Raw genomic sequence first — 16,845 nt, 5'->3', positions numbered from 1 at the left:
GGTCAGACCATGAACCATCGATTGCAGATGGTTTTTTGGTGCCGAATTTTGCAAGGAGAGTAGGCCCATCCATGAAGATTTTACTATCGACCTTAAACGCCAAGTTTATTCACTCCTCACTTGCTTTGCGCTATTTGCGAAGCTATGCCCAGGAAGCATTTCCTTCGATTGAGGTGGTGGAGTATACCATCAACGATGTAACGTTAAATATAGTAGCAGATATACACAAGCGCAAGCCGGATGTCGTTGCATTTTCCTGTTATATCTGGAACATTCGCGAGACCCTCAGTGTCATGCGCACGCTGAAAAAGATTTGCCCGGATGTTCCGATTATCCTCGGGGGACCAGAAGTGACCTACGATGCGGATGAATGGATGAAGAAGCATCCTGAAATCGATGTCATCTGCATTGGTGAAGGGGAGCAGACCTTCTTGGAGCTTTTGCAGGTGTATCAGGAATCCTTGCAAACCAAGCAGCCTCCACGCCTGCGTGATGTAGCCGGAATCGCTTATCGCGAAGAGGAGTACGTGCGTTTTTCCATGCCGCGTGCGCAAGTGGAAGAGATGGACAGCATTCCTTCCCCGTACGCGGACCATCTGGACGAGCTGAACAACCGCGTCGTCTATTTTGAGGCGTCCCGTGGGTGTCCGTTCAAATGCCAATACTGTCTGTCTTCGATTGAAGACGGCGTACGCTATTTCAGTCTGGAACGAGTGAAAGAAGATCTCATGCGTTTGATCAATCACGGGGTCAAAACGATCAAGTTTGTGGATCGCACGTTTAACATCAATAAAAAATATGCGTTGGAAATCTTTCAGTTTTTGATCGACAACCACAATGGCACCGTCTTTCAATTCGAGATCACGGCAGACATTTTGCGCGCGGACGTACTCGACTTCTTGACCGAGAATGCACCTCCAGGCATTTTCCGCTTCGAGATTGGGGTTCAGTCCACAAATGATGAAACGAACCGCCTTGTTCAGCGAATTCAGCGTTTCGATCGTCTTGCGCGGACAGTGACACAGATCAAGGATTCGAAAAAAATCGATCAGCATCTGGACTTGATCGCTGGTTTGCCTGAGGAAGATTATGCATCCTTCCGCAAAACCTTTAATGACGTGTTTGGTTTACGCCCGGAAGAGCTTCAGCTCGGCTTTTTGAAAATGCTGCGCGGGACAGGTGTTCGTGCGCGTGCGGCTAATCACGGCTATGTTTTTATGGATGAGGCTCCTTACGAAATTTTGGGGAACAATGTCCTTTCCTTTGATGACATGCAAAAAATCAAGCGTGTAGAAGACATTCTAGAAAAGTACTGGAATGCGCACCGGATGGACTATACAGTGGAGTGGCTGTTGGCGAATCAATTTGAAACAGCTTTTGACTTCTTCCAGACATTTGGCGACTATTGGGAAAATCAAGGCTGGAGCCGTATCGGTCATCAATTAGAGGATTTGTTCGTGCGTTTGCAGAAGTTTTTGCAAATCCAGCAAGTGGACGGTATGGGGCATGTGCTCAGCATGATGAAATTCGATTTCCTGCGAAATCAGAAGCATCGCCCGCGCAAGCTGTGGTGGGAGGATGTCATGGACAAGGAAGAGATGCAACAGACGTTCGCTGTCCTAACCGAGCAGCGTGAGCGACTCCGCGATGATTTTGCGGCACATGCTGCGTTGGAAAAAGATTACTTCAAGCACACGCTGACTGCCAAAGTGACCTTTGATATTGAAAGATGGATGGAGACCGGTGAGTTTGTCGAGGGAGATTTTACACTCGTCGTGTATTATCCGTACAAAGATGAAGAGCAAAATGCTTTTGCTGTCGTCAAGCAGGACGTCCAAGCAGCAGGCTAAACCACCGGATGATTAGAAGAGTGGAAGGGGGGAGACGCAGATGAACGCAAGCGAGTATACGGAGGCTGTCGAGGAACTGTTGTGTGCACATGGTGATTCGATTGTGGCTGGTCCAATGGAGCAGTACATGAAAAATCATTTTCCTTTTATGGGGATAAAATCACCACAGCGCAAAGAACTGACTAAACAAATCTTTCGAGATTATGGCGTACCCGAAAATTGGGAGCAGGTCGTTAGTTCCTTGTGGGCTTTGTCAGCGCGAGAGTACCAGTATGTAGCGCTTGACGTACTCGAGAAGTCCAAAAAGCGTCTCACCCCTGACCATCTCCCGTTCGTAGTCGAACTGATCACAACAAAATCGTGGTGGGATACCGTGGATTATTTGGCTTCCCATACAACGGGCAGATTGTTTGCCTTGCATCCCGAACTGATCGAACCGAATACGACAGCCTGGATGAATGGAACCAACATGTGGCTGCAACGAACGGCGATTTTATTTCAGTTGTCATACAAAGACAAGACAGATCAGCGGCTGCTCTTTTCCTTGGTGGAGAGATGCGCGGATTCCAAAGAGTTTTTTATTCAGAAGGCAATCGGCTGGGCATTGAGAGAGTATGCGAAAACAAATCCCGACGCCGTACGTGAATTTGTAGAAGCGACGCCACTCGCGAGTTTGTCGAGACGTGAAGCGCTCAAACATCTGTCATGATAGAGTCGTCTGGCGTATCTGTGCTTGATAAAATACGTAAATCTATTGCAAAATAAACAAGTACCTTTTTTGGGGTTCATACGTAATACATAGAGTCAGATATCGTGCGATGCCATAGCTGCTAGTATGTCAAGAAATGACCGCACTGTGGCAAGGATAGGGGATTTTGCCTCATGGAAGTCGACCTGCTGATGTCAATCATAGAGCAATACGGTTACGTAGCGATTTTTTTCCTGCTCTGGCTGGGGATTGTCGGTTTGCCGATTCCCGATGAGCTGGTTGTCGCTACAGGAGGATTTCTCGCCTCCATCGGCGTGCTAAACCCATGGTATTCTTTTTTGGCGGGATATTTAGGGGTTGCCTCCGGATTGACGATTGGCTTTTTACTTGGAAAGTATTTTGGGAAACCGATATTGCAATGGCTATGCAAAACCGAGAAAATGAGGAACGCCGTGAATCGATCAACGGGCTTGCTGGAGAAGTATGGTACTACTGCTCTTTGCATCAGCTACTTATTTCCGGTTGTCCGTCATGTTGTCCCTTATTTGGTCGGACTGGGCGGTATGACGTTCCGGCGTTATGCGATGCTGTCTTATCCGATTGGGTTGGTTTGGACCGTTGCTTTCTACTTTCTCGGCCATGTATTTGGTAATAATGTAGAAGCGATTATCGAAGTCATCCGTAAATACGGTTTTTATGCTTTGCTGGTGATCGTGGTTGTTTTGGGTGTGGTATTCTTCGTACGCAAGCAGTTTATGGGAAATCGGGCATATCGGGCAAAAGGAGAATAAGAAATGTACCATCAACAATTAGCTGCCCATCGCCGCAATTTCGTGCTGATGCTTGTCATAAGCTGGGTCCTCCTGTTGGCAGGATACTTCAATTCGAATGTCTGGGTGCTGGCTGCGGGAGCTTTACTGCTAAATGGTTATGCTTATTACCTGATGCAGACAGACAAGCGTCTGGCGAAAGAAAAAGGTTTTCGGGTTCCAGAACTGAGTCTTTTGTTAGTCGCATTTTTAGGAGGAGGGATCGGTGCGCTTGAGGGCATGCTTATTCAACGGCATAAGACCAAGCATATGTCTTTTCTCATCCTGCTCCCGCTCTTTTGCATCGCGCAAATCTTGCTAGTCATTTGGTTGACGCAGCTATACTTGGATAAAAGTCTCGTGTCGTAGGTGGCACGGGATTTTCTTTTTACGAACGGGATTCCACTGTTTGAAAATTCAGCCTATAATAGAGGGGAACGATAGAACAAGCTGAGGAGGTAGCTATGTCTCAATCAAGCCCCCTAACGAAAGCGGACGCACAGCAATTGGATGCACAGGACGAACTCGCGAGCTATCGCGAAGAGTTTTATCTGCTTCCGAGCCTGTATTTGGATGGCAACTCGCTTGGCCTCATGTCAAAAAGAGCGGAAAAGAGTGTCATGGATATGATGCAGTCTTGGAAGGAGCTGGGTGTGGAAGGCTGGACAACGGGTAACCATCCGTGGTTTTTCTTCTCGGAGAAATTGGGAGAGATGAGCGCAGCACTTGTAGGGGCAAGCCCCGAGGAAGTGATCGTAACGGGTTCTACGACGATTAACCTCCATCAGCTGGCAGCTACCTTCTATCATCCGGTTGGGAAAAGGACGAAGGTCGTTGCCACCGAGCTGGATTTCCCTACCGATATATACGCACTCCAGAGTCAAATGAAGCTTCATGGGCTGGACCCGGAAGAGCATTTGGTTCGGGTAGCGTCAAGAGATGGCCGCCTGATCGAGGAAGAGGACATTATCGATGCGATGACTGATGAAGTAGCACTGGTAGTCCTTCCGACGGTCCTGTATCGCAGCGGCCAGCTGCTCGATATCGAACGGTTGACAGCAGCTGCACATGAGAGAGGTATTCTGATTGGTTTTGACGGATGTCATTCTGTAGGCGCGATCCCGCATTCCTTCAGCAAATGGGGAGTGGACTTTGCATATTGGTGCAACTACAAATACGTAAATGCAGGGCCCGGAAGCGTGGGCAGCCTATATGTCAACCGCAAGCATTTTGGCAGGGCTCCGGGATTGGCCGGGTGGTTCAGTTCGAAAAAGGATAAGCAATTTGACATGGAACATACGCTAGATGCATGCGAAAATGCGGGTGCTTACCAGATTGGTACCCCCCATATGCTGAGCCTCGCCCCACTGTTTGGTTCCTTGGAAATGTTCCAGGAGGCGTCCGTGGAAAAGCTTCGTACCAAGTCGCTCGGCTTAACGCGGTTCATGATGGATTTGATCGAGGTGGAGCTGGCAGACATGGGTTTTACGATTGCGAACCCACAGCAGGATGATCGCCGAGGTGGGCATGTCAGCCTTGAACACGATGAGGCCATACGTATATGCAAGGCTTTGAAGGAAGCGGGCATTATTCCTGATTTCCGTGCACCGAACATCATTCGATTGGCCCCTGTTGCTTTCTATACGACTTATACAGAGGTTTGGGAAAGTGTCCAGATCTTAAAGACGATTATGCAAGAGAAGAGCTACGAGAAATTTGAGAACAAGCGCGAGGTAGTTGCTTAACAGGTCCGACTTAGGTTGGACCTGTTTTTCTTTTTGAATACGCCTTTTACGGGATTTCCTTTCCAGTATTGGGCACACTATCCTTACCTGTAGGCAGGATATATTCCATGGATAAGGGTGAGCAGCTTGAACCAGTTTTTTCAAGCATGGCAAAAAAGAAAAGAAGCCCTCCAGTCAAAAGGGTTGGATCAGCACTCCAACAAGAGCATGGAAAGCGTATTGGATGTTTCGCTCACGATAAATGTGGAAGAAAACATCCAATTGATTCAAGCGCAGTTTGGAAAGTGTGACGATCTCGTCGTTCGTCGTTTTCAAACAAAGTCGAAGGCTCAAGCCGCTATCGTTTTTATAGATGGCATGGTGGATCGCAATGTCATCAGTGATTTTATTATTCGCTATATGACGACTCCCGATATCACCTATCAAGATCCAGCGACAAATGAGCTGGATTTGACAGACAAACTGAGGCAGATCGTCCGAAATATTTTGTCTGGATGTGCGGTGCTGATCATTGATGGGTGTCAAAATGCTTACTTGAATAACACACGAGGTTGGGATAGGCGTTCAGTGGAAGAGCCCCAGACGGAGTCAGTCGTACGAGGGCCACGCGATGGTTTTTGTGAGACGTTGTGCGTGAATGCAGCGCTGATCCGCTTCCGCTTGAAGGACCCCAATCTCAGAGTACGTCATATGGTTGTCGGGGAACGAACACAGACTGACATTTACGTCATGTACATCGATGGGATTGCGTATCCTCCGATGGTGGAGGAAGTGATTGCGCGAATAGAGAGCGTTCATCTGGATTCTGTGCTGGAGAGTGGTTACATCGAACAAATGATTCAGGATCGGAGATGGTCCCCATTCCCGCAGATTCAAAATACGGAGCGCCCCGATAAAGTAGTGGCCAATCTATTAGAAGGGAAGATAGGCATTCTGGTGGACGGGACGCCATTCGGTTTGATTGCCCCGGCTGTATTTTCCCAGTTTTATCAGAGTCCCGAGGATTATTACGAGCGTTTTTACATCGCGACCTTGATCCGTTTTATTCGGATTATCAGTATCAGCATCGCCCTGTTGCTCCCATCTCTCTATATCGCTTTTAGCTCGTTCCATCCAGAGATGATCCCTTCACGACTGGTCATTGCGATGGCGGCAGGACGATCTACCGTTCCATTTCCTTCTTTAATCGAAGCCCTGTTTATGGAGTTGGCCATTGAGATATTGAGGGAAGCGAGCGTGAGGCTGCCGGGGCCAATAGGTCCTACGATTGGGATTGTTGGAGCACTCGTGGTCGGAGAAGCGGCGGTAACGGCCGGACTTGTCAGTCCTGTTATGGTGATCATTGTAGCTGTGACGACAATCGGCTCGTTCGCATCCCCGAGTTACAGTGCAGCGATTGCCATTCGCATGCTCCGTTTCCCGGTTATGATCTTGGCAGGGATGTTTGGTCTTTACGGTATTATGCTGTTTTTGATCGTTATCCTCATTCACTTGTCTTCACTGAAATCGTTTGGAGTACCCTATATGAGCCCGCTTAGTCCGCTCAACCTGAATGGAATGAAGGACTTGTTCTTACGGGCTCCCCATCATCTGATGAAAAGAAGACCGATGATGTTTCATGTTCAAGATAAAATCCGGATCAGAGAGGAGGATAACCCGAAATGAGCAGGAGGGAGGGGCACGGCTGGCACCAGACTCTATCGATGTGGCAGCAAATTTGTCTCATAACAAGTACCTTAATTGGTGTCGGTGTTTTGACCCTTCCTCGCACCACCAGTTCGAAATTATTTGAGGCAGGTTGGATCGCTCCTCTGATTGGCTCAGCAGGTGCGTATGTCTCCTTATGGTTAATTGTCAAATTGAGCAGGCGTTACCCGGGGGAAACCTTTATTGAATACAGTCACAAGGTATGGGGATCTGTCAGAAGGCCTTGGGTGGGCAAAGTATTCAGCCTCCCTTGGATTTGTATCTACTTGGTATACCTGTATTTTTCCACGGCAGTCGTATCGCGTGTATTTGGTGAAGTGGTTGTGACTTCCGTTCTTTTGCAGACTCCGTTGGAAGTTGTGCTTATCACGATGTTTTTGCTGGTACTATTTTTGTGCATGCATGAGGTGGAAGTAGTAGCGCGAGTGAACGAGCTGCTGTTTCCTTTTATTATCTTGCCCCTTCTTTTTATCGCGATTGCGTCGTTCCAAAAAGCGGAATTTGGGAATCTCTTTCCAATTAATCATGTGTCATTCCGTTCAATGCTAGAGGGGGTATACGAAGGAATTTATTCCTATTCCGGTTTTGAAATTATGTTTGTCTTTTTCGCCTATGCGCAACAAAACACAAACAGGGAATTGGCAGGGTTTTACAGTCTGTTAATTGCAGCATTGCTCTACCTGTTAATTGTGGTGGCTGGCATTTCGGTGTTTGGTTACGAAGAGCTGCAAAGGGTGACGTGGCCGACACTTGAATTGGTCAAGACGACGCAGGTGCCTGGATTGATCTTGGAACGATTGGAGTCCGCTTTTTTGGCCGTGTGGGTTTCGGCTGTTTTTACTACGGTAGCCAATGCGTATTACGTCGTTGTTTATTCACTGAGACAGTTGTTTCGCAAGGGAATCAGGTTTCAAAGAATCGTGGCTGCTGCCCTTCTCGTCCCATTATTCTTTTTTGCCCTTATTCCACAAAACATTACAGAAGTATTTAAGTGGGCATCGTTGCTAGGGTTGTCTAGCCTGGTTATTAATTTGCTGTTCCCCGTCGTTTACTGGGTAGCAATCCTCATCCGTGACATGGTAACCCGACGAGAGGGGCGGAATATCGATGGGTAAGTCATTTAGATACTTCGCTTTGTTGATCATCTGTACAATCTTGCTGACGGGGTGCTGGGATAGACGTGAATTAGAGGAACGCGCATCGATATTGGCCATTGCGATTGATCAGGATGAAAAGAATGAAAATCTGTACAAAATGACCGTCCAAATCCCGATTCCCATCAAAATTGCGGGGAGCAGTGGGAAAGGTGGAGGAAATAATGCGGATGCCGTGAAAATCATGAGTGTGACAGGAAGAACGGTGACAGATGCTTCCAACAACCTGCAAATGCGGCTGAACCAACGAGTGTTTCTTGGACACACGCGTATTCTTGCAGTAAGCGAGGAGGTCGCTAGAAAGGGAATCCAAGACATCATGGACAGCTTTCGTCGCGAGCCGCAAATACGGCGGCTCCTGTGGCCGATCGTCGTAAGGGGCAAAGCGTCTACCTTGCTGGAAATCAAGCCGAGGATCGAGCCAATTCCGGTCGTCTTTTTGATGGGGGTGATCGAAAATGGCATGAAATTAGGCAGAATTCCGGACCAAACGTTGGGCGATTATTTCAACCAGACCTCTAATCTAACCATGGAGCCGTTTTTGAATTATGTTGAGGCAAGTAAGAATGAGGTGAGCTGGAAAGGGGTTGCTGTTTTTCGTGGGCACAAGATGGTGGGGATACTTGATCACATGCAGACATGGGTATTGCTCCAACTGCGCAATGAAAAACCGGGTGGAGACATTCTGATTCCGTTGCCGAAGACCAAGAACGGATATGTTAGTTTTCGTCCTCATTTTGTAAAAAAAAAGGTGATCATTCACAAATCCTCTTCCGCTACCTATCATTGCGAGCTCCAAGGAGATATTGTCGAACTCACAGAAGACCTGAAAATTCCAGCAGAGCAATTCGTCACACAAATGCAGGCGCTGATAAAAAAAGAAATGGAAAAGCGCGCCAAGAAGCTATTGCAGCAAGTACAAAAGCAGTACAATAGTGACATTTTGAAGCTGGGCCTTACACTGCGTGCGAAGCATTACCAAGACTACTGGAAAACTCACAACTGGAAGGAAGATTTCAGGGATTTTCCGGTTCGCGTTACATACACAATCAAGCTGCGCCGTCTCGGTATGGAAATGCAATAGGAGAGCGATCACTGTGGAGAATCAGCAACGTAATTTTGGTACCTGGCAACTGACAAGCATTATGATCAGTTCGATGATCGGGGTGGGTATTCTCATCATCCCGAGAACGGCAACCGAACTCCTTCATCAAATGGGATGGTTGGGACCCATTGCAGGTGCTTTCGTAGCATCCGTGGCTGTGGCGGCAATCGTTTATTTAGGTAACCAGTTTCCTGGCCTTACCTTTGTTGAATTTATGCCGAGAATATTTGGGGTTGCCATCGGTACCCTGTGTGTGTTTCTTTTCATTCTCTATCAATTCCTCAATGCGGGAATCACAGCAAGATTGTTCGGGGAAGTCGTCGTGACCTCCGTATTACCGCAAACGCCACTGGAAGTAATTATCATCACGTTGCTATTGTTGGTCATGTTTCTGTGTTGTCATGAGATTGAAGTTGTGGCAAGGGTTAATGAGCTGTTGATTCCTTTCCTCCTGTTTCCGTCTCTTTTGATTCCGCTCGTCTCCTTCATGAACGCAGATTGGTACAATTTATTGCCATTCCAAGTAGAGTCATGGAAACAGGTCATGAAAACAGGTCTGAATACGTATACGCTCTACACCGGGTATGAGCTGTTAATGGTTTACTTTGCCTTCGCTATTCCCGGGGCAAGGCTAGGGGTGGCCAGCATGACAGGTATGAGCTTTGCTCTTGTCGTTTATTTGCTCACAGTTGTCGCAGGCATTACTGTATTTGGCTATGAAGAATTGCAGAGGCTGGTTTGGCCTACACTTGAACTGGTCAAGGTAACGCAGAGAACTGGTTGGTTTTTGGAGCGTTTTGAGTCCGCCTTTCTTGCCATTTGGGTTGCTTCTGTATTTACAACGATCGGGAATATGCTTTACGCGACGATTTTTTCATTGCGGCGCTGGTTTCGCAAAGGAATTCGTTTTCAGCGAATCACTGCGATTGTAATTATGGTGCCACTTTTTTTCCTCACATTAGTACCGCAAAATATAGTGGAGTTGTTTTCCTATACACAGCATTTGACTGCCGTGGGATTTTTGATCACCATCATCATTCCCGTTTTGCTGGCAATCACCCAATTCATGCGCAATCAGTTCAACAAAGGTCGGGAAGTGAACAATGAAAAGGGAGGGACATAAGAGCCCCTCCCTTTGTAGCATGCTTTTTTCAAAGAAGATGTGGTTAGATTGGTTTTTCGGCTTGCTCAGGCAAGTGTTCCGCGATCGTCGTAATCATGGATTGACGTGAGGAAGCATCGCTGTTTTGCCACAGCACTTCAAACAAAACGCCTAAACCCGGGAGCGTCTTCTCCTGACCGCTCGAGATAGCATCACTGATGGTTTCTTCGACTGCGCTTGGATCTGAGCCTTGCATTTTGTACATGATCGCTTGACGTAAGTTGAGTGAGGCAATATTCATGACCGTGCTTACACCTCTCTTGTGAGAATGAATTCAAGAAATAGTATTTGTAAACGCTGATTTGTGCATACCATGCTTTTCGAACAAAACGTTCATGACCGTTTTGTGGCGGATGTTTTGGATGTGCTATAATGCTTGATATTGGTAAGTTCCGTAAAGGAGAAGATTAACATGTCCAAGCAATTTGCCATTATCGGGATGGGACGTTTTGGTTCTAGCGTGGCGAGAACGCTGTACGAGATGGATTATGAAGTCATGGGAATAGATGAGAACGAGGAGCGTATTAACGAAAATATTCAGTACGTAACGCACGCGGTAGCGGCTGATTCTACGGATGAACGGGCCTTGAAGGAAATCGGCATCCGCAATTTTGACGTAGTCGTCGTGGCCATTGGGGTCGATATTCAGGCGAGCATCCTGACAGTATTGACACTGAAAGACTTGGGTGTCAAAAAGATCGTGGCAAAAGCACAGAATGAGCGTCATGGACAAGTATTGTACAAGGTAGGAGCTGACCGTGTCGTATTCCCTGAGCGCGACATGGGGGTGCGGGTTGCCCACAATCTGATCTCCTCTAACGTTCTTGACTTTATTGAGCTGGCAGAGGATTACAGCGTGGCGGAGGTAGTCGTGTCGTCCAAGCTGGTCGGTCAAAACTTGCGGCAACTGGATATTCGGAAAAAATACGAGGTCAACGTTATTGCCATCAAAAGCGGAGATAAATTCAACATCGCTCCTAGCCCGGATGAAGTCATCCAATACGGCGACGTGCTTGTGGTGATCGGGAACAACAAAGACTTACGCGAATTTGAGGAGCGGGCATAGGTTTATGACAAATGAAATCATTACTTCGGTACAAAACCCTCTGGTAAAGCGATTGCACCAGTTGCTGTCACGGAAAGGACGGGAAGAGCAGCAGCGTTTTCTCGTGGAAGGGGCGCATCTGGTAGAGGAGGCGTTAAAAAGCGGGGCGGAGGTAGTTACGGTTATTTATGATCAGCAGCGTGACATGGACCCTGCCTGCCAACGTGCTCTGGCTAATCATCCGGAAGCTGTTCAAGTCATTGCGGCATCAGAGACAGTGCTGGCGAAGCTGTCCGAAACCAAGTCACCACAAGGAATTGTGGCCGAAGTGAAAAAAACAGCAGCAGATTGGGCAAAATGGGTAGATCAGAAGAGAGAGGAACAAGACAGTTTGCTACTCCTCTTTTTGGACGAAATACAAGACCCGGGCAACCTCGGCACGATTTTGCGTACAGCAGAGGCGGCAGCAGTCGATGGTGTCGTACTTGGGAGTGGCAGTGTCGATATTTACAATGGAAAAGTGGTACGTGCCACAATGGGGGCACTGTTCCGCATCCCAGTCTTTACACAGTCGTTAGTCGAGACAGCAGATGAATGGAAGGCAAAGGGAGGGCGAGTTCTGATCTCTTCCTTGGAGCAAAACAGTGTTTCCTATGACGAGGCTGATTATGCTGGTTTGACGGCAATGGTCATCGGAAATGAAGGAAGAGGCGTCTCTAAAGAGATGTTTGCCAGGGCAGACCAATTCGTTCACATCCCGCTTTATGGCGGCGCAGAGTCATTGAATGCAGCTGTCGCGGCAGGAATTTTTGTATACGAGGCACAACGCAAAAGAAAAGATCGGCATGCTTAGCCGATCTTTTGCTCACTTTTTTTCTCTTTATACTCTTCGCGCGCGAGTTGCCATTGATCTTGCGCCATCCGGATAATGCCGCTCTCAATGGTGTGGTTGCGAAAAGCCAGTGCCTTGCCGAAATACTTGATGGCTAAGTCAAACTTTTCGAGTCTGCGGTAGAGCTCACCAATCAAGTACAGCAAGCGAACTTCGGTCATTTCTTTGTCGCCACGTGTATAGTCGGAATGAATATACGATTGTTCATATTCTTCCACGGCCATATCGATAAAGCGCATTTCTTCCGAGACATTTGTCTGGAATCGATAAAGCCATGCGAGACGCAAATACAGACCAGCTTTTACGGAATGGGGCTGATCCGTTAGTTCAGCTGCGTAAATGGCCAGCTTGTAGCTGACAATGGATTCTGGTATATGACGAACCTTGCCAAAATCTTTTGGCTTCCATTTCGAGGAGATTTGTTCATCCACAATCTGCTTTTGCCAGGGGGCGAGCTTGTCCCGGAATTGATCCGTAAAGGCGAAGCCGCATTCAGGGCAGACATTGACGGTATATATAATGGGATTTAAAGATTGCTCTTTAAAAGTGGTATAAAAATCGCTGTCGCGATTGACCATCGTCAACGTACCGCTTCTGATCCTTTTGGTCAAAAAGGTCGTTTGGCAATGGTGGCAGTTGATTGTCTTATCGTAAAGGGCGGAAACATTATCAATCATGTCAAAATCCCCTTTCGAATGATAACATACACATGAAAACACTCTCTTGATATGTAACATTTGTAGAATTGAAAGTTCTCTCTTGTTGCGCTATAATTTTCCTTACATCACAATTATAACGTAAAGCGATGACGGAGACTAGTACGCAGGACCTATCTGTTTTTTCAGGGAGAAGATGTCACAGACTGCGAGCATCTTTAACATGATAGCTGCCGAATTCACTCCAAAGCCGCACTCTGAACCGCTTTCCGCGCAGTAGGAGCAGCCGGGTCATACCCGTTACCAATGATCTGAAGTGAGACAAATGTCTCTTTCCACTAGTGATATTGTCATGGATTTGTCACAGGGTGGAAGCGAATTGTCTAACAAGGGTGGTACCGCGAGAAAAAAGTAACTCGTCCCTTTTCTGGGGCGGGTTTTTCTTTTTTTTTTACGTTAGCCTCGATAGAGGTTATTTTATCAAACGAAAAAGGAGCGATTCGAAGTGCAAACTCGGTTGCAAGAAATGAAAGAGTCCGCACTGGGCCAAATCAGCCAAGTGACAGAAGCCGCACAACTTCAGGATTTGCGCGTCAAATACCTGGGGAAAAAGGGCGAGTTGACAGAACTGCTGCGCGGAATGGGTGGCCTGTCCCCAGAAGAGCGTCCAGTTGTCGGTCAGCTGGTGAATGAGGTAAGGGAAGCGCTGGAAGCAGCGTTCTCCGGTAAACAAAAAGCTTTTGAAGAAGCGGCTCTGAATGCCAAGCTTTCTTCTCAAACGATCGATGTGACACTGCCGGGACGTCCAGTACCAGCAGGCACCATGCACCCGCTCTCTCGGATTATTGAAGAGATCGAAGACATTTTCATCGGCCTGGGCTTTGAGGTGGCAGAAGGTCCTGAGGTTGAAATGGACCACTTCAACTTCGAGATGCTGAACCTGCCGAAAGATCACCCGGCACGCGATATGCAAGATACGTTCTACGTCACAGAAGAGTTGTTGCTCCGTACGCAGACATCTCCTGTGCAAGCACGTACGATGCTGAAAAAAGAAGGCAAGACCCCACTCAAAATGATCTGCCCGGGTAAAGTGTACCGCCGCGATGATGACGATGCGACACACTCCCACCAATTCACGCAGATCGAGGGTCTCGTGATTGATAAAAAAATCGGGATGAGTGACTTGAAAGGTACCCTCTTGACGTTTGCCCGTCAAATGTTCGGGGAAAACCAACAAATTCGTCTGCGCCCGAGCTTCTTCCCGTTCACGGAGCCTTCCGTAGAAGTAGACCTGCAATGCTTCAACTGCGGCGGTCATGGCTGCCGTGTATGTAAGCAAACAGGTTGGATCGAGATTTTGGGTGCTGGTATGGTTCACCCGCGTGTACTGGAAATGGCCGGCTACAACCCTGAGGAAGTCAGCGGCTTTGCATTCGGTATGGGTGTAGAACGAATTGCGATGCTCAAATACGCGGTGGAGGACATCCGCCATTTTTATACCAACGACGTTCGCTTCCTGCGTCAATTCAATCGAGGTTAGAGAGGAGAGGCAAAGATGAAGGTATCGTACCAATGGTTATCTGAATATGTCGATCTGAGTGGAACGACGCCCCAGGAGCTGGCTGAAAAGCTGACTCGCAGCGGGATTGAAGTAGACGCAGTTGAATCGCGCAACGCAGGTGTATCCGGTGTTGTGATCGGTTATGTAAAAGAACGCAGCAAACACCCGGATGCAGACCGTCTCAACGTATGCGTCGTTGATGCAGGACAAGGGGAAGACCTGCAAATCGTTTGTGGAGCAGCAAACGTAGACAAGGGACAAAAAGTTCTTGTTGCCCTGATCGGTGCGAAGCTCCCAGATGGTTTGAATATCAAACGTTCCAAGCTGCGCGGTGTAGAATCCCAAGGGATGATTTGCTCGGCAAAAGAATTGGGCTTAAACGACAAGCTTCTGGCAAAAGATCAGCAAGAAGGCATTATGGTCTTGCCAGCGGATGCGGAAATCGGAATGGATGCTATTTCGTACCTCGGCTTGGATGACTATGTACTGGAATTGGGACTGACGCCGAACCGTTCGGATTGCTTGAGCATGCTGGGGGTTGCTTACGAGGTAGCCGCTATTTTGGGCAAAGAAGTGGTATTCCCACAAATCGAGCTGATCGAAAACGGTAGCGACAACCCGATCCAAGTCAAGATCGAAGCGACGAATGAAAGTTATCAATACCACGGTCGTCACTTCACCAACGCCAAAATCGCGACATCTCCGCAATGGATGAAAAATCGCCTGATGGCAGCGGGAATTCGTCCGATCAACAACGTGGTAGACGTGACCAACTACGTCCTGCTCGAGTACGGTCAGCCGCTACATGCTTTTGATGCGACACAGGTAGCTGATCGCTCTATTGTCGTTCGACTGGCAAACGAAGGCGAAAAGCTCGTGACATTGGACGATCAAGAGCGCACGCTGGATGAGCAAACCTTGCTGATTGCCGACCAGACCAAAGGCTTGGCGATCGCAGGTGTAATGGGCGGAGCTAACTCAGAAATCACAGGCGAGACGAGCGAAATCATTCTCGAAGCAGCTTGGTTCACGCCAAAAACAGTACGCCGTACAGCTCGAATGCTCGGCATGCGTACAGAAGGCTGCGTACGTTGGGAAAAAGGCGTTGACCAAGCACGTGTGCAGGAAGCGGGAGAGCGCGCTGCTGCTCTGATTCAGCAATTGTCAGGGGCAACGGTATCCAAAGGAATCAGCTCTGCTGTTGTAAGCGAAGCTACGCCTGCTGTTGTTTCTGTTACGCTTGCAAAAATCAATCAGCATCTCGGAACCGACATGGCGGCTTCTGAGGTATCGCCGATTTTCGAGCGTCTGCAATTCCCATATGAAGTAGCCGGCGAAAAATGGACAGTCACGGTTCCAACAAGACGTGGCGACATTACGCTGCCAGAGGATTTGGTGGAAGAGGTTGCACGTCTGTACGGCTACGACAACATTCCGACCAGCTTGCCTTCCGGTTCGACCACACAGGGACAATTGACAAAAGAACAACAATTGCGCCGTACCATCCGTCATCACCTGATCGGTACTGGCATGAATGAAGCGATTTCCTATGCATTGGTTCATCCAGATCGTGTCGAGGCAGTAGCGGGTCTGCATCAGGAGAAAGTAAACCCTGTTGCGCTCATGATGCCAATGAGTGAAGACCATAGCGTTCTGCGCACGAGCTTGATTCCTAGCCTCTTGGAAACAGTCGCTTACAATAAAAACCGCCAAAACCACGATGTCGCGATTTTTGAATTGGGCCGTGTGTTCTTGATGAAAGAAGAAACACTCACGCAGCTTCCAGAAGAGCGTCTGTATGTAGCGGGTGCATTGACTGGACAACTGCTCACACAAAACTGGATGGGCGCTAAGCAGCCTGTTGATTTCTTCCAAACCAAAGGGATTGTGGAATCACTCTTCGCTCGTTTGGGTATCCAAGCTGCTGAATACAAAGCTGTACAGGACATCGCGGGTATGCACCCAGGACGTACTGCTGAAGTATGGGTAGGAGAAAAACGACTGGGCTATTTGGGGCAAGTTCATCCGGGTACAGAAAAAGCGTATGATCTGTCCGAAACGTACGTATTCCAGCTGGATGTAGCTACTTTGATTGATGTAGCTGCAGAGGTAGGACATTACAATCAGTTGCCGAAGTCCCCAGCGGTAACGCGTGACTTGGCTCTCGTTGTGGATCGCAGTGTAGCTGCTGGTGCATTGGAAGCAACGATTCGTAAAGCGGCAGGCGAGCTGCTCGAGTCCGTAACCCTGTTCGATGTATACATGGGTGAGCGTATTGCCCAAGATAAGAAGAGCATGGCATTTGCCCTTGTATTCCGTCACGCAGAACGTACCTTGCAGGACGAAGAGATTCAACAAGTGACCACTGCTGTCGTCGAAGCCTTGAAAAACAACACAGGCGCTGAACTGCGCATGTAAGATTGCTTGACGAAATCTGACATTTTCAGTAA

General features: G+C 48.0%; 15 protein-coding genes. 13 read left to right on the top strand and 2 right to left on the bottom strand.

Annotated elements, in window-relative coordinates; translation table 11 throughout:
* The first annotated feature begins 71 nt into the window (after positions 1-71).
* From POF51_RS22905 to POF51_RS22865, 9 genes are all read left to right on the top strand, one after another.
* On the top strand, positions 72-1,850 hold the full coding sequence (locus POF51_RS22905) for a B12-binding domain-containing radical SAM protein (RefSeq protein ID WP_017251046.1): 1,779 nt from the start codon (positions 72-74) through the stop codon (positions 1,848-1,850).
* Between the two features lie 40 nt (positions 1,851-1,890).
* Complete coding sequence (locus POF51_RS22900) at positions 1,891-2,559, top strand: DNA alkylation repair protein (protein WP_271756175.1); 669 nt, start codon at positions 1,891-1,893, stop codon at positions 2,557-2,559.
* A 173-nt stretch (positions 2,560-2,732) separates the two neighbouring features.
* Positions 2,733-3,350 carry a DedA family protein gene (locus tag POF51_RS22895; RefSeq protein ID WP_069845570.1) on the top strand — a complete coding sequence of 206 codons (618 nt, stop codon included), beginning with the start codon at positions 2,733-2,735 and terminating at the stop codon, positions 3,348-3,350.
* A gap of 3 nt (positions 3,351-3,353) precedes the next feature.
* Positions 3,354-3,737, top strand: coding sequence for a DUF1294 domain-containing protein (locus tag POF51_RS22890; protein WP_069845569.1), 384 nt, complete (start codon positions 3,354-3,356; stop codon positions 3,735-3,737).
* A gap of 95 nt (positions 3,738-3,832) precedes the next feature.
* Positions 3,833-5,113 (top strand): kynureninase, encoded by a 1,281-nt coding sequence (gene kynU, locus POF51_RS22885; RefSeq protein ID WP_069845568.1) that lies wholly within the window; start codon positions 3,833-3,835, stop codon positions 5,111-5,113.
* Between the two features lie 126 nt (positions 5,114-5,239).
* Positions 5,240-6,778, top strand: a complete 1,539-nt coding sequence (locus POF51_RS22880) for a spore germination protein (protein WP_271756174.1) — start codon at positions 5,240-5,242, stop codon at positions 6,776-6,778.
* Positions 6,775-7,935 carry a GerAB/ArcD/ProY family transporter gene (locus tag POF51_RS22875; RefSeq protein ID WP_271756173.1) on the top strand — a complete coding sequence of 387 codons (1,161 nt, stop codon included), beginning with the start codon at positions 6,775-6,777 and terminating at the stop codon, positions 7,933-7,935. Before POF51_RS22880 ends, POF51_RS22875 begins: the two co-directional genes overlap by 4 nt.
* Positions 7,928-9,058, top strand: a complete 1,131-nt coding sequence (locus POF51_RS22870; RefSeq protein ID WP_271756172.1) for a Ger(x)C family spore germination protein — start codon at positions 7,928-7,930, stop codon at positions 9,056-9,058. Before POF51_RS22875 ends, POF51_RS22870 begins: the two co-directional genes overlap by 8 nt.
* 13 nt (positions 9,059-9,071) lie before the next feature.
* The gene (locus POF51_RS22865) at positions 9,072-10,202 is read left to right on the top strand and encodes a GerAB/ArcD/ProY family transporter (protein ID WP_069845564.1); all 1,131 of its coding nucleotides are present in this window, start codon (positions 9,072-9,074) and stop codon (positions 10,200-10,202) included.
* Between the two features lie 43 nt (positions 10,203-10,245).
* Here the strand turns inward: POF51_RS22865 and sspI are convergent, their stop codons facing one another.
* Positions 10,246-10,482, bottom strand: a complete 237-nt coding sequence (gene sspI, locus POF51_RS22860) for a small acid-soluble spore protein SspI (protein WP_069845563.1) — start codon at positions 10,480-10,482, stop codon at positions 10,246-10,248.
* Between the two features lie 171 nt (positions 10,483-10,653).
* Between sspI and POF51_RS22855 the strand changes: the two genes are divergently transcribed.
* Positions 10,654-11,307: a potassium channel family protein gene (locus POF51_RS22855; protein WP_007728524.1), complete on the top strand. Its 654-nt coding sequence runs from the start codon at positions 10,654-10,656 to the stop codon at positions 11,305-11,307.
* Between the two features lie 4 nt (positions 11,308-11,311).
* The gene (locus POF51_RS22850; protein WP_069845562.1) at positions 11,312-12,139 is read left to right on the top strand and encodes a TrmH family RNA methyltransferase; all 828 of its coding nucleotides are present in this window, start codon (positions 11,312-11,314) and stop codon (positions 12,137-12,139) included.
* Here the strand turns inward: POF51_RS22850 and POF51_RS22845 are convergent.
* Positions 12,136-12,855 (bottom strand): DUF2225 domain-containing protein, encoded by a 720-nt coding sequence (locus POF51_RS22845; RefSeq protein WP_069845561.1) that lies wholly within the window; start codon positions 12,853-12,855, stop codon positions 12,136-12,138. The genes POF51_RS22850 and POF51_RS22845 overlap by 4 nt on opposite strands.
* A 484-nt stretch (positions 12,856-13,339) precedes the next feature.
* On the opposite strand from POF51_RS22845, the gene pheS reads away from it, so the two are divergent.
* Positions 13,340-14,374 (top strand): phenylalanine--tRNA ligase subunit alpha, encoded by a 1,035-nt coding sequence (pheS, locus tag POF51_RS22840; protein ID WP_017251057.1) that lies wholly within the window; start codon positions 13,340-13,342, stop codon positions 14,372-14,374.
* A 15-nt stretch (positions 14,375-14,389) separates the two neighbouring features.
* A complete protein-coding gene (pheT, locus tag POF51_RS22835; RefSeq protein ID WP_271756171.1) occupies positions 14,390-16,813 on the top strand; it encodes a phenylalanine--tRNA ligase subunit beta in 2,424 nt (807 codons plus the stop codon).
* Positions 16,814-16,845: the final 32 nt, after the last annotated feature.

This window comes from Brevibacillus sp. AG (assembly GCF_028369215.1).
Classification (GTDB): Bacteria; Bacillota; Bacilli; order Brevibacillales; family Brevibacillaceae; genus Brevibacillus; species Brevibacillus porteri.
This window is presented reverse-complemented; position numbering and strand designations above follow the sequence as displayed.

Excerpts from the sequence above, each read along its gene's own strand:
- sspI (WP_069845563.1), bottom strand. The coding sequence starts at position 10,482 with ATGAATATTGCCTCACTCAACTTACGTCAAGCGATCATGTACAAAATG.
- POF51_RS22875 (WP_271756173.1), top strand. The coding sequence starts at position 6,775 with ATGAGCAGGAGGGAGGGGCACGGCTGGCACCAGACTCTATCGATGTGG.
- POF51_RS22905 (WP_017251046.1), top strand. The coding sequence starts at position 72 with ATGAAGATTTTACTATCGACCTTAAACGCCAAGTTTATTCACTCCTCA.
- POF51_RS22895 (WP_069845570.1), top strand. The coding sequence starts at position 2,733 with ATGGAAGTCGACCTGCTGATGTCAATCATAGAGCAATACGGTTACGTA.
- kynU (WP_069845568.1), top strand. The coding sequence starts at position 3,833 with ATGTCTCAATCAAGCCCCCTAACGAAAGCGGACGCACAGCAATTGGAT.
- POF51_RS22850 (WP_069845562.1), top strand. The coding sequence starts at position 11,312 with ATGACAAATGAAATCATTACTTCGGTACAAAACCCTCTGGTAAAGCGA.
- POF51_RS22870 (WP_271756172.1), top strand. The coding sequence starts at position 7,928 with ATGGGTAAGTCATTTAGATACTTCGCTTTGTTGATCATCTGTACAATC.
- pheT (WP_271756171.1), top strand. The coding sequence starts at position 14,390 with ATGAAGGTATCGTACCAATGGTTATCTGAATATGTCGATCTGAGTGGA.
- POF51_RS22890 (WP_069845569.1), top strand. The coding sequence starts at position 3,354 with ATGTACCATCAACAATTAGCTGCCCATCGCCGCAATTTCGTGCTGATG.
- POF51_RS22855 (WP_007728524.1), top strand. The coding sequence starts at position 10,654 with ATGTCCAAGCAATTTGCCATTATCGGGATGGGACGTTTTGGTTCTAGC.
- POF51_RS22845 (WP_069845561.1), bottom strand. The coding sequence starts at position 12,855 with ATGATTGATAATGTTTCCGCCCTTTACGATAAGACAATCAACTGCCAC.
- POF51_RS22900 (WP_271756175.1), top strand. The coding sequence starts at position 1,891 with ATGAACGCAAGCGAGTATACGGAGGCTGTCGAGGAACTGTTGTGTGCA.